The sequence below is a fragment of the Streptomyces sp. SID9727 genome (assembly GCF_010550605.1).
Classification (GTDB): Bacteria; Actinomycetota; Actinomycetes; order Streptomycetales; family Streptomycetaceae; genus Streptomyces.
Genome location: NZ_JAAGNI010000006.1, coordinates 1 through 12,632 on the forward strand (window position 1 = coordinate 1; position 12,632 = coordinate 12,632).

Annotated in this window: 8 protein-coding genes and 1 pseudogene; 7 read left to right on the forward strand and 2 right to left on the reverse strand. The window is 72.3% G+C overall.

The window, feature by feature from the left end; all coding sequences use genetic code 11:
- Nucleotides 1–601: PucR family transcriptional regulator ligand-binding domain-containing protein (locus G3I41_RS00525; RefSeq protein WP_203599895.1), on the reverse strand; the 601-nt coding region annotated here is incomplete at its 3' end.
- Nucleotides 602–858: 257 nt separating this feature from the next.
- Between G3I41_RS00525 and G3I41_RS00530 the strand changes: the two genes are divergently transcribed.
- The 7 genes from G3I41_RS00530 (at nucleotide 859) to G3I41_RS00560 (ending at nucleotide 12,431) form a co-directional block, all read left to right on the forward strand.
- Nucleotides 859–1,749, forward strand: a complete 891-nt coding sequence (locus G3I41_RS00530; RefSeq protein ID WP_164398306.1) for a xanthine dehydrogenase family protein subunit M — start codon at nucleotides 859–861, stop codon at nucleotides 1,747–1,749.
- Between the two features lie 2 nt (nucleotides 1,750–1,751).
- Nucleotides 1,752–2,348, forward strand: coding sequence for a (2Fe-2S)-binding protein (locus G3I41_RS00535; protein WP_093704893.1), 597 nt, complete (start codon nucleotides 1,752–1,754; stop codon nucleotides 2,346–2,348).
- A gap of 3 nt (nucleotides 2,349–2,351) precedes the next feature.
- Nucleotides 2,352–4,736, forward strand: a complete 2,385-nt coding sequence (locus G3I41_RS00540) for a molybdopterin cofactor-binding domain-containing protein (RefSeq protein WP_164398307.1) — start codon at nucleotides 2,352–2,354, stop codon at nucleotides 4,734–4,736.
- Between the two features lie 275 nt (nucleotides 4,737–5,011).
- Entirely contained in the window at nucleotides 5,012–6,469 is a 1,458-nt protein-coding gene (locus G3I41_RS00545) for an NCS2 family permease (RefSeq protein WP_164398308.1), read from the forward strand.
- A gap of 34 nt (nucleotides 6,470–6,503) precedes the next feature.
- A complete protein-coding gene (locus G3I41_RS00550) occupies nucleotides 6,504–7,655 on the forward strand; it encodes an XdhC/CoxI family protein (RefSeq protein WP_164398309.1) in 1,152 nt (383 codons plus the stop codon).
- A 108-nt stretch (nucleotides 7,656–7,763) separates the two neighbouring features.
- On the forward strand, nucleotides 7,764–11,519 hold the full coding sequence (locus G3I41_RS00555) for a S8 family serine peptidase (protein ID WP_164398310.1): 3,756 nt from the start codon (nucleotides 7,764–7,766) through the stop codon (nucleotides 11,517–11,519).
- A gap of 168 nt (nucleotides 11,520–11,687) precedes the next feature.
- Nucleotides 11,688–12,431 carry an SDR family oxidoreductase gene (locus G3I41_RS00560; RefSeq protein ID WP_164398311.1) on the forward strand — a complete coding sequence of 248 codons (744 nt, stop codon included), beginning with the start codon at nucleotides 11,688–11,690 and terminating at the stop codon, nucleotides 12,429–12,431.
- On the opposite strand, the pseudogene G3I41_RS00565 reads toward G3I41_RS00560, so the two are convergent.
- Nucleotides 12,418–12,632: pseudogene (locus G3I41_RS00565) on the reverse strand (MFS transporter); the annotation flags it as partial. The gene G3I41_RS00560 and the pseudogene G3I41_RS00565 sit on opposite strands and share 14 nt — an antisense overlap.

A 12,632-nucleotide genomic window follows, 5' to 3' on the forward strand; every position in this document is an offset into this window, starting at 1 on the left:
GGCCCGAGCGGACGGCGGCCAGATGCAGCCCGGCCAGCTCGGCCCCGGCGGCGGCGGGCAGCGGGGCGCCCGCGCCCGCGATCTGCCGCCCGGTGGGGGAGAGCACCCAGGCGTGGAGGTCCAGGTCGGAGCCCAGGAGGTCGAGGACCACCTCGGGGCCGCCACCTGTCGGGCCGGAGGTCATCAGCCTGCGGTGCCGGTCCACCACGGCCGCCAGGTCGCCCGCCCGCTCGCCGGACACCTGCCGCACCACGTACTCGGTGATCGTTGCGAAAGCGACCGTCTCGTGGACCGCGAACAGCGGCAGCCGGTGGTGGCGGCACGCCTCCACGAGATCGTCCGGGATGTCGCCCAGCTCCGCCTCGCCCGCGGCGAGACCGGCCACCCCGGCGGCCGACAGGATGCGCACGAACGGCTCCGAGTCCTCGGCGTCCCGGCGCCAGGCCAGACCGGTCAGGACCAGCTCGCCGCCGGTGAGGTAGCGGCTCGGGTCGCGCAGGTCGGTCGTCATCACGCCGCGGACCGACCGGTCCAGCTCCTCGTCGCCGCCGAGCAGCCGCAGGCCCAGCGCGTCGTTCTCCAGCAGTGCGCGCAGCCGCATGGGGTCGCCGCCGATCTCTTTCGTTGGTACGGGTGAAGTCTGGGTGTTGCGGTGAGGCTGTTGAGCCCCGCCATTCGTTCGAATCTACAAGACATGAGCGGAGACCAGCCAACTCCTTCATGGGTTCGGTGACTGCACCAGGTGGAGCAGGGCTTGTGTACTGGGCCACACACCGCGTGAACAAGACATGAACAAGTTCGAGGGCCGGCCGTCACCCAGCCCAGCGTGAAAACCCGATTGAGAAGAAGAGAGCCACCATGGACTTCCTTCGCCCCGCAAGCTGGGAGGAGGCGCTCGCCGCCAAGGCCGAGCACCCGACGGCTGTGCCCATCGCCGGGGGCACCGATGTGATGGTCGAGATCAACTTCGACCACCGGCGCCCCGCATACCTCCTGGACCTGAACCGCGTCGGTGAGCTCACCGAGTGGGAGGTGGGCCAGGAGAACGTACGGCTCGGCGCCTCGGTCCCGTACAGCCAGATCATGGAGCACCTGCGGGCCGAGCTGCCCGGGCTCGCGCTCGCCTCGCACACCGTCGCGTCGCCGCAGATCCGCAACCGCGGTGGCGTCGGCGGCAACCTCGGCACCGCCTCCCCGGCCGGTGACGCCCACCCCGCCCTGCTCGCGGCCGGAGCCGAGGTGGAGGCCGAGTCCGTACGCGGCACCCGGATGATCCCCATCGACGCCTTCTACACCGGCGTCAAGCGCAACGCCCTCGAACCGGACGAGCTGATCCGGGCCGTGCACATCAAGAAGGCCGACGGGCCGCAGCAGTACTCCAAGGTCGGCACCCGCAACGCGATGGTCATCGCCGTCTGCGCCTTCGGCCTCGCCCTGCACCCCGAGACCCGCACGGTCCGCACCGGCATCGGATCGGCCGCCCCGACACCCGTACGGGCGAAGGAGGCCGAGGAGTTCCTGAACGCCGCCCTGGAGGAGGGCGGGTTCTGGGACAGCCGCACGATCATCACCCCGTCCGTCGCCCAGCAGTTCGCCACGCTCGCCGCCGGCGCCTGCAACCCGATCGACGACGTGCGCGGCACCGCGAGCTACCGCCGCCACGCCGTCGGCATCATGGCCCGCCGCACCCTCGGCTGGGCCTGGGAGTCCTACCGCGGCAACGGCCGCAGCACCGAAGGAGCCGCCTGATCATGCGCGTCAATTTCACGGTCAACGGCCGCCGCCACGAGGCCGACGACGTCTGGGAGGGCGAGTCCCTCCTCTACGTCCTGCGCGAGCGCATGGGCCTGCCCGGCTCCAAGAACGCCTGCGAGCAGGGTGAGTGCGGCTCCTGCACGGTCCGTCTCGACGGCGTCCCCGTCTGCTCCTGCCTGGTCGCCGCCGGCCAGGTCGAGGGCCGCGACGTCGTCACCGTGGAGGGCCTGGCCGACTTCGCCGCCCACCGCGCCGAGGCGCACCCCGGCACCGGCTGCGCCTCCGGCGCCTGCGGCACCTCGCTGGACCGGGCCAAGCGCTGGAAGGCCGAGCCCGCCGCGGGCGACGAGACCCGCGACACCGGGGAGCTGTCCCCGATCCAGCAGGCGTTCATCGACGCGGGGGCCGTCCAGTGCGGCTTCTGCACCCCCGGCCTCCTGGTCGCGGCCGACGAGCTCCTGGAGCGCACCCCGCAGCCGTCCGACGCGGACATCCGCGAGGCGCTCTCCGGCAACCTCTGCCGCTGCACCGGCTACGAGAAGATCCTCGACGCGGTCCGCCTCGCGGCCGCCCGCGCGGAAGAGACGGTCTAGACGATGGGCGTTACCGGTTCCCCCACCAACATCAACCAGGGCAGCCGCACCAAGGGCGGCATCGGCGAGTCCACGCTGCGCCCCGACGGCATCCTGAAGGTCACCGGCGAGTTCGCGTACTCCTCGGACATGTGGCACGAGGACATGCTCTGGGGCCATACCCTGCGCTCCACCGTCGCGCACGCGGAGATCGTCTCCATCGACGTCTCCGAGGCGCTGGCCACCTCCGGCGTCTACGCGGTCCTCACCTACGACGACCTGCCGGCCGCGATGAAGAACTACGGGCTGGAGATCCAGGACACCCCCGTCCTCGCCCACGGCCGGGTCCGCCACCATGGCGAACCCGTCGCGCTGGTCGCCGCCGACCACCCGGAGACGGCCCGCCGCGCCGCCGCGAAGATCCGGATCGACTACCGCGAGCTGCCCGTCGTGACCGACGAGGCGTCCGCGACCGCGCCCGGCGCCCCCCTCATCCACGAGGGCCGCGACGACCACCACATCGGCCATGTGCCGCACCCCAACATCGTCCACCGCCAGCCGATCGTCCGCGGTGACGTGGCGGAGGCCGAGGCCCGGGCCGACGTGATCGTCAAGGGCGACTACTACTTCGGCATGCAGGACCAGGCGTTCCTGGGCCCCGAGTCCGGCCTCGCCGTGCCCGCCGAGGACGGCGGCGTCGACCTGTACGTGGCGACCCAGTGGCTCCACTCCGACCTGCGCCAGATCGCGCCCGTCCTCGGCCTGCCCGAGGACAAGGTCCGCATGACGCTCTCCGGCGTCGGCGGCGCCTTCGGCGGACGCGAGGACCTGTCGATGCAGATCCACGCCTGCCTCCTCGCGCTGCGCACCGGCAAGCCCGTGAAGATCGTCTACAACCGCTTCGAATCGTTCTTCGGGCACGTCCACCGCCACCCGGCCCGCCTCCACTACGAGCACGGCGCCACCCGCGACGGCAAGCTCACGCACATGAGGTGCCGCATCGTGCTCGACGGCGGCGCCTACGCCTCCGCGTCCCCGGCCGTCGTCGGCAACGCCTCCTCGCTGTCGGCCGGCCCGTACGTCATCGACAACGTGGACATCGAGGCGATCGCCCTCTACACCAACAACCCCCCGTGCGGCGCCATGCGCGGCTTCGGCGCCGTCCAGGCGTGCTTCGCGTACGAGGCGCAGATGGACAAGCTGGCCGCCGCACTGGACCTGGACCCGGTCGAGTTCCGGCAGCTCAACGCCATGGAGCAGGGCACCCTCCTGCCCACCGGACAGCAGGTCGACTCGCCCGCCCCCGTCGCCGAACTGCTGCGCCGGGTCAAGGCGATGCCGCTGCCGCCCGAGCGCCAGTGGGAGAGCGCCGGCGAGCACGCCGACGTACGGGCCCTGCCCGGCGGCCTCTCCAACACCACCCACGGCGAGGGCGTCGTACGCGGCGTCGGCTACGCGGTCGGCATCAAGAACGTCGGCTTCTCCGAGGGCTTCGACGACTACTCCACCGCCCGGGTCCGCATGGAGGTCATCGGCGGCGAACCCGTCGCGACCGTCCACACCGCCATGGCCGAGGTCGGGCAGGGCGGCGTCACCGTGCACGCCCAGATCGCCCGTACCGAACTCGGCGTCTCCCAGGTCACCATCCACCCGGCCGACACCAGGGTCGGCTCCGCCGGATCCACCTCCGCCTCCCGCCAGACGTACGTCACCGGCGGCGCGGTCAAGAATTCCTGCGAGGCCGTCCGCGAACAGCTCCTGGAGCTCGGCCGCCGCAAGCTCGGCACCTACCACCCCGCCTGGGCCACCGCCGAACTCCTCCTGGAGGGCGGCAAGGTCGTCACCGACGGCGGCGAGGTGCTGGCCGACATCGCGGACGTCCTGGAGGACGAGGCGATCGACATCGAGCTGGAGTGGCGCCACCGGCCCACCGAGCCGTTCGACCTGCGCACCGGACAGGGCAACGGCCACGTCCAGTACTCCTTCGCCGCGCACCGCGCGGTGGTCGAGGTCGACACCGAACTGGGCCTGGTCAAGGTCATCGAACTGGCCTGCGCCCAGGACGTCGGCAAGGCGCTCAACCCGCTGTCGGTGGTCGGCCAGATCCAGGGCGGCACCATCCAGGGGATGGGCATCGCCGTCATGGAGGAGATCATCGTCGACCCGGTGACCGCGAAGGTGCGCAACCCCTCCTTCACGGACTACCTCCTCCCCACCATCCTCGACACGCCGACCATCCCGGTCGACGTGCTCGAACTCGCCGACGAGCACGCCCCGTACGGGCTGCGCGGCATCGGCGAGGCCCCCACCCTGTCGTCCACCCCGGCCGTCCTCGCGGCGATCCGGAACGCGACGGGTCTGGAGCTCGACCGGACGCCGGTCCGGCCGGAACACCTCACCGGCGTCTGACGAGGGCTCCGCCACCAGCTCTCCGGGCGGTGCGCGCCACCGGCGAACGTCACACTTCCCGGCCCGCACCGCCCGGAGGCTGGGCCCCAGGGTCCCGCCCCGCTCGCGGCCCCTCATCCCCCCGCGCCGGAACGGCACCAACCGTTCCGTTCCTTCCTGCATGAACAGTTCGTCTCGGGCCGTCCCCCGGGTCGTGCCGCCAGCGCAGTCATCCCAAATCCCGCATTTCGATTCTTCATCGCGGGTGCCCCTGTGAACCTTGGGAGTCAGGCATCATGACCCAGCAGTCAGTGCAGCCGAAGACCGGTGCGGAGGACGCGGGCCCCGGCTCGCGCGTTCCCGCCGGCAGATCGTGGCTCGACCGGTACTTCCACATATCCGACCGCGGTTCGACCGTGGCCCGGGAAGTGCGCGGCGGTGTCACGACCTTCATGGCCATGGCGTACATCCTTCTGCTCAACCCGCTGATCCTCGGCGGCAAGGACGTCGACGGCAACCTGCTCAGCCAGCCCGCCCTGATCACGGCCACCGCGCTCGCGGCGGCGGCGACCACCCTGCTCATGGGCTTCGTCGGCAAGGTCCCGCTCGCGCTCGCCGCGGGCCTCAGCGTCTCCGGCGTCCTGTCCTCTCAGGTCGCCCCCGAAATGACCTGGCCGCAGGCCATGGGCATGTGCGTGATGTACGGCGCGGTGATCTGCCTCCTGGTGGTCACCGGTCTGCGCGAGCTGATCATGAACGCGATCCCGCTCCCGCTGAAGCACGGCATCACGATGGGCATCGGCCTGTTCATCGCCCTGATCGGGCTCTACAAGGCCGGATTCGTCGGCAAGGGCACGGCGACCCCGGTGACCCTCGGCCCGGCCGGGGAACTCGCCGGCTGGCCCGTCCTCGTCTTCGCGGTCACCCTGCTGCTGATCTTCATGCTCCAGGCCCGCGACATCCCCGGCGCGATCCTCATCGGCATCGTCGTGGGCACCGTGGTCGCCGTCGTGATCAACAAGGTCGCGGACGTCGACCCCAAGATCTGGAGCAGCGGCCCGCCGGAGCTCAAGGGCTCCGCGGTCTCCTCGCCGGACTTCTCGCTCTTCGGTGACGTCTCGTTCGGCGGCTGGGGCGACGTCGGCGCGATGACCGTCGGCTTCATCGTCTTCACCCTCGTGCTCGCCGGCTTCTTCGACGCCATGGCCACGATCATCGGAGTCGGCACGGAGGCCGGGCTCGCCGACGACAAGGGCCGCATGCCGGGCCTGTCGAAGGCGCTGTTCATCGACGGTGCCGGCGGGGCCATCGGCGGTGTCGCCGGCGGTTCCGGGCAGACGGTCTTCGTGGAGTCCGCGACCGGCGTCGGCGAGGGGGCCAGGACCGGCCTGGCCTCCGTCGTCACCGGCCTGTTCTTCGCCGCCTGCCTCTTCTTCACCCCGCTCACCGCGATCGTGCCCGCCGAGGTGGCCTCCGCCGCTCTCGTCGTCATCGGCGCGATGATGATGCAGAACGCCCGGCACGTGGACTGGAGCGACCGCTCCGTGGCCATCCCGGTGTTCCTGACGGTGGTCCTGATGCCGTTCACGTACACCATCACCACCGGTGTGGCGGCGGGCGTCATCTCGTACGTCGCCATCAAGGCCGCCCAGGGCCGGGCCCGCGAGGTCGGCGCGTTCATGTGGGGCCTGACGGTGATCTTCGTCGTCTACTTCGCCCTGCACCCGATCGAGAGCTGGCTCGGCGTCAGCTGACCCGCCGCCCCACTCACCCGCCAAGGAGACCGAGATGCTGGACATCGCCGAAGAGCTCGACCGCTGGGCCGGGCAGGGACGCGACTTCGCCGTGGCCACCGTCGTCGCCGTCGGCGGCAGCGCCCCCCGCCAGCCGGGGGCCGCGCTGGCCGTCGACCGCGACGGCACGGCGATCGGCTCGGTCTCCGGCGGGTGCGTGGAGGGGGCGGTGTACGAGCTGTGCCAACAGGCGCTCGACGACGGCCGGACCCGCCTCGAACGTTTCGGCTACAGCGACGAGGACGCCTTCGCGGTCGGCCTGACCTGCGGCGGCGTCATCGACATCCTGGTGACCCCGGTCCGGGCCGACGACCCCGCCCGGCCGGTGTACGCCGCCGCGCTCACCGCCGCCGCGCGCGGCGAGGCGGCCGCGGTCGCCCGCGTCACCGAGGGCCCCGCCGAACTCCTCGGCCGCCCCCTGCTCGTGCGCCCCGAGGGGGACTACGAGGGCGGGCTCGGCGGGCACCCCGAGCTGGACCGCACCGCGGCCGCCGAGGCCCGCGCCCTGCTGGACCAGGGCCGCACCGCCACCCTCACCATCGGCGCCGACGGCTCGCGCTGCGGGCGGCCCCTCACGCTGCTCGTGGAGTGCAGCGTGCCGCCGCCCCGGATGATCGTGTTCGGGGCCATCGACTTCGCCGCCGCCCTGGTCCGGGCCGGCAAGTTCCTCGGCTACCACGTCACGGTGTGCGACGCGCGGCCCGTCTTCGCGACGAAGGCCCGCTTCCCGGACGCCGACGAGCTGGTCGTGGACTGGCCGCACCGCTACCTGGCCGGAACCCCGGTGGACGCCCGCACGGTCCTGTGCGTCCTCACGCACGACGCCAAGTTCGACGTGCCCCTGCTGGAGGCGGCGCTCAAGCTGCCCGTCGCGTACGTCGGCGCGATGGGCTCCCGCCGGACCCACCTCCAGCGCAACGAACGGCTGCGCGAGGCCGGGGTGACCGAGCTGGAGCTGGCCCGCCTGCACTCGCCGATCGGGCTCGACCTCGGAGCCCGTACGCCCGAGGAGACGGCCCTCTCGATCGCCGCCGAGATCGTCGCCGTCCGGCGCGGCGGCAGCGGCGCCCCGCTGGCCGGCGCGCACACCCCGATCCACCACCCCGGCGGGCTGCCCCCGGCGGGCCGCATCGGCTCGGTGGCCTGAACTCGACCGTGCCGCACCCCGTCCACGACCGGCGGTTTGCCGCCACGGCACATTCGCGCCAGGCGCGGACCGTCCCGCGGCGGCCGGTTTACCGGTAGATCATCACCCATGACATTCACCCCCTCCACCGCCACGGGCCGGGCGAGACCCGCTCGCGCCGGGCGACGCACCCTCCTCATAGCCACCGCCGCGGCCCTGGTGAGCGGCGTGCTGCTCCCCGTCGCGGGCGCCGCTTCGGCCGCCCCGGCCCCCGCCGCCGGAACCACCCCCGCGGCCGGGCCCGTCCACCGCTACGACATCACCCTCGTCACCGGTGACGTCGTCCACTACGCCGACGGCGCGGGCAACCGGGACACCGTCACCGTGGACCGCCCCGAGGGCGCCACCGGCGGCGTCCACGTCCAGCAGGCCGGGGACGACCTCTACGTCCTCCCCGACGAGGCGCAGAGCCTCCTCGCGGCCGGCAAGCTCGACCGCCGCCTCTTCAACGTCTCGGCGCTCGCGAAGATGGGCTACGACGACAAGACGACCGGCGGCATCCCGCTGATCGCCACCTACCCCGCCGCCAAGGCCCGTTCGCTGCCCGCCGCCCCGCGCGGCAGCATGGCCGTCCGGAAGCTGGAGTCCATCCACGGCGCCGCCCTCAAGGCCGGCAAGGACACGGCCCGCGCCTTCTGGGACGACATCGCGCGCACCGCCACGGCCCGCTCGCTGGACAACGGCATCGCCAAGCTCTGGCTCGACGGCCGCGCCGAGGCCGCCCTCAAGGACTCGGTGCCCCAGATCAACGCCCCGCAGGCGTGGGCCGAGGGCTACGACGGCAAGGGCATCAAGGTCGCCGTGCTGGACACCGGCATCGACGAGGACCACCCGGACGTCAAGGACCGCATCCTGGAGACGAAGAGCTTCGTCCCGGGTGAGGAGATCGACGACAAGAACGGCCACGGCACGCACGTCGCCTCCACCATCGCCGGTTCGGGCGCCGCGTCCGACGGCGTCAACAAGGGCGTCGCCCCCGAGGCCGGGCTGCTCGTCGGCAAGGTGCTGAGTGACGGGGGCTCGGGCGCCGACTCCGGCATCATCGAGGCCATGGAGTGGGCCAAGGCGGAGGGCGCCGACGTCGTCTCCATGAGCCTCGGTTCCCCGGTCGCCGACGACGGCACCGACCCCATGTCCCAGGCCGTCAACACCCTCTCGGCGGACGGCGGCCCGCTCTTCGTGATCGCCGCCGGCAACGCGTACGGCGCGGGCACCATCGGCTCGCCCGGCTCGGCGGACAAGGCGCTCACCATCGCCGCCGTCGACAAGCAGGACGGCCGCGCCGACTTCTCCTCCATGGGCCCGCTGGTGCGCAGCTACGGCCTGAAGCCGGACCTCTCGGCGCCGGGCGTCGGCATCAACGCCGCCGCCTCCCAGTCGGTCCCCGGCATCGAGGGCATGTACCAGTCCATGGACGGTACGTCGATGGCGACCCCGCACGTCGCCGGCGCCGCCGCCATCCTCAAGCAGCGCCACCCCGACTGGACCGGCCAGCGCATCAAGGACGCGCTGATGTCCTCGTCCAAGGTGCTGCCCGCCTACACCCCGTACGAGCAGGGCACCGGCCGTGTCGATGTGAAGGCCGCCATCGACACGAAGATCGAGGCCACGGGCTCCGTCGCGGTCGCCGCGTACGACTGGCCGCACAGCGCCTCCGACCCGGTCGCCGAACGCACCATCACCTACCGCAACACGGGCGCCGCCGACGTCACCCTCCACCTGGCGACGGACACCGCCTCGGACGCGTACACGCTCTCCGTGAAGCAGCTGACCGTCCCGGCCGGCGCCACCGCCGAGGCCGTCCTCACGCTCGACCCGTCGAAGGTGGACGCGGGCACCACGTTCTCCGGCCAGGTCGTCGCCAAGGACGCCTCCGGCGCCGTCGTCGCGCACACCGGCTTCGCGCTCAACAAGGAGCAGGAGCTCTACGACCTCACGCTCCGGCTCCGCGACCGCTCCGGCAGGCCCATGGACGGCACCGTCGTCCTCGGCGCCCTCGGCGACCCGAACCTGTCGCCGGTCGCGGTCTCGGGCGACACCACCCTGAGGCTGCCCCCGGGCACCTACACCGCCTGGACGGCCGCCGACGTCAAGGGCGACACCGCCGACTCCAAGGCCATCGCCTTCCTGGCGGCCCCCGAGATCATCCTCGACAAGCCGGCCACGGCGACGCTCGACGCCTCCAAGGCCCACAAGGTCAGCGTGCGCACGCCCAAGGAGACCGAGACCCGCCAGCTGCGCTACGACATGGCGCGCACCGCGCCCGACGGCACCGTCCAGCGCGACGCGTACCAGATCCCGCTGACGTACGACCAGCTGTGGGCGAGCCCCACCAAGAAGGTCACCCAGGGCGACTTCTCCTTCCTGACCCGCTGGCGCCAGGGCGAGAAGCTGCTCGACCTGACGGCCGACGGCCGGGACGTCCCGGCCACCGTGCAGAACGGCTCCCCGGTCGCCGAGGACAGCCGCGCCAAGCTCCGCGGCGTCTACGCGGGCACCGGCTCGGCCGCCGAGTACAAGCGCCTGGACGCCAAGGGGAAGGCCGTCGTGATCCGCGGCAGCGACACGGTGGCCCCGGCCGACCGGGTCGCCGCCGCCGTCGCCGCCGGCGCGAAGGCGCTGTTCGTCGTCAACCAGGGCGACGGCCGGCTGATGGAGTCCTACGGCGAGTACGGCACCACGCTCGCCCTCCCGGTCGCCACCGTCCAGCGGATCGCCGGCGAGAACCTGATCAAGGCCGCCCAGCGCGGCAAGAAGCTGACCGTCGAGCAGCACAGGTACGCGAGCTACGTCTACGACCTGGTCGACCGCCACGACGGCACCGTCCCGGACCGCTCGCTCGCCTTCGCCCCGTCCACCCGTGACCTGGCGAAGATCGAGAACACCTTCTACGGCCACCGCGACGTCGTCGGCGGCGGCTTCCGCTACGACATCCCCGAGTACGGCCCCGGGCTCGGCTTCGCCGAGTACGAGAAGTTCCCCGGCACCCGCACCGAGTGGGTCACCCCGCTGCCGGGCGCCTCGTTCTGGTACGAGGACCACGCGCAGTACAACGCCGAGGGCACCGACACCGCGCTGGAGGAGCGCGGCGGCGAGATGGACTACCGGGCCGGCTCCACCAACAAGGCCGAGTGGTTCGCACCCGTCACCCGGCCCCGCCTCGGCACGGGCTACTGGGGTCCGTTCCGCTCCCAGTGGGGCGACATCCAGTACAACGTCACCCCGTGGACGGACGGCGGCGCCGGTCACTCGGGCGCCATGCCGGACAAGGAGTACGACACCGGCAAGGCCGCGGTCTACCAGGGCGACAAGCTGCTCGACGAGGCACCGGGCCGCGCCGGCTACGTCGGGGACCTGCCCGCCGAGAAGCTGCCCTACCGCCTGGTCCTCGACGCCTCGCGCGACGCGGACACCTGGAAGACGTCCGTCCGCACCCACACGGAGTGGTCGTTCGTCTCGGGCGCCATCGACCCGGACGGCCCGTACCAGGTCGACATCCCCATGCTCCAGCTCGACTACGACGTCGCCACGGACCTCGCGGGTGACGTACGGGCCGGCAAGTGGACCGAGATCGGTCTGTCGTCCACCACGCAGGAGTGGCTGGAGGGCGCCGTGAAGGCCGCGAAGGCTTCTCTGTCGGTGAGTTACGACGACGGGAAGACCTGGAGCGCGGTGCAGCTCAAGAAGGACCGGACGGGTTCCTGGACGGCCCGGTTCAAGACCCCGAAGAAGGGCGCCACCGCGGTCTCGCTCAAGGCCCACGCCGAGGCCGCGGGCGGCCTCGCGGTGGACCAGGAGATCATCCGGGCCTTCGGCCTGAAGTGACCCGCTGACCCCTCGTACGAGGCGGCCGTCCACCCGGGAGCGGGTGGGCGGCCGCCTTCGCGTGCGGCCCGCACGTCTCGTTTATATGCAACATACATAAGAAGTGTATGGTGCATAAGGAAGAGCTCGGTGCGGGGGCCGGACACGGCACGTCGAAGGAACAGCGCAATGACACTGGAGAACAAGGTCGCCCTCGTCACCGGAGGAGCCTCGGGCATCGGCGAAGCCGTCACCCGGCTCTTCGTCGAGCGCGGCGCCCGCGTCGTGGTCGTCGACCTCCAGCAGGAGGCGGGGGACACCCTGGTGGCCGGTCTCGGGGACGCGGTCGCGTTCCTGCGGGGCGACGCCTCGGACCGCGCGGTCGCCGACCGGGCGGTCGCCACGGCCGTCGAGCGCTTCGGCGGCCTGGACATCCTCGTGAACAACGCCAGCGCCTCCCGCGTCCGCCCGTTCACCGAGCAGACCGACGACGACTGGAAGCTCGCCCTGGACACCGGGCTCTTCGCCACCCGCAACTTCATGCTCGCCGCGTACCCCGAGCTCAGGAAGGCGCGGGGCGCCGTCGTCAACTTCGCCTCGGGCGCCGGCATCGACGGCCAGCCCAACCAGGCGTCGTACGCCGCAGGCAAGGAGGCCATCCGCGGCCTGAGCCGGGTCGTCGCCAACGAGTGGGCCGCGGACGGGATCCGGGTCAACGTGGTCTCCCCGATGGCGAAGACCGCGGGCGTCGCCGCCTGGGCCGAGGCCCACCCCGAGCAGTACGCCCTCTCCGCCGCCAAGGTCCCGCTCGGCCGCTTCGGCGACCCGCGCACGGACGTCGCGCCCGTCATCGCGTTCCTGGCGAGCGACGACGCCCGTTACATGACCGGTCAGACCCTGATGGCCGACGGCGGAGCGATCAAGCTCCGCTGACCTCCTCCGCCGCTTCCGCCGCCTCCGGCGCCCCCGTCCCCGGGCGGGCGCGCCGGACACCGGTGCTCAGGACCGCCCCGGCGCACAGCAACGCCGGGGCCGCCGCCACCGCGCAGCACAGGGCGAGCGGCAGCCGGTCCACCAGCAGCCCCACCGCCGCGGTGCCGCCCGACGAGCCCGCGTTGAACGCGGTGTTGACCC

What these genes read in the sequence shown, in the direction of transcription:
- G3I41_RS00555 (WP_164398310.1), top strand. Translation starts at nt 7,764, where the DNA reads ATGACATTCACCCCCTCCACCGCCACGGGCCGGGCGAGACCCGCTCGC.
- G3I41_RS00530 (WP_164398306.1), top strand. Translation starts at nt 859, where the DNA reads ATGGACTTCCTTCGCCCCGCAAGCTGGGAGGAGGCGCTCGCCGCCAAG.
- G3I41_RS00535 (WP_093704893.1), top strand. Translation starts at nt 1,752, where the DNA reads ATGCGCGTCAATTTCACGGTCAACGGCCGCCGCCACGAGGCCGACGAC.
- G3I41_RS00550 (WP_164398309.1), top strand. Translation starts at nt 6,504, where the DNA reads ATGCTGGACATCGCCGAAGAGCTCGACCGCTGGGCCGGGCAGGGACGC.
- G3I41_RS00560 (WP_164398311.1), top strand. Translation starts at nt 11,688, where the DNA reads ATGACACTGGAGAACAAGGTCGCCCTCGTCACCGGAGGAGCCTCGGGC.
- G3I41_RS00545 (WP_164398308.1), top strand. Translation starts at nt 5,012, where the DNA reads ATGACCCAGCAGTCAGTGCAGCCGAAGACCGGTGCGGAGGACGCGGGC.
- G3I41_RS00540 (WP_164398307.1), top strand. Translation starts at nt 2,352, where the DNA reads ATGGGCGTTACCGGTTCCCCCACCAACATCAACCAGGGCAGCCGCACC.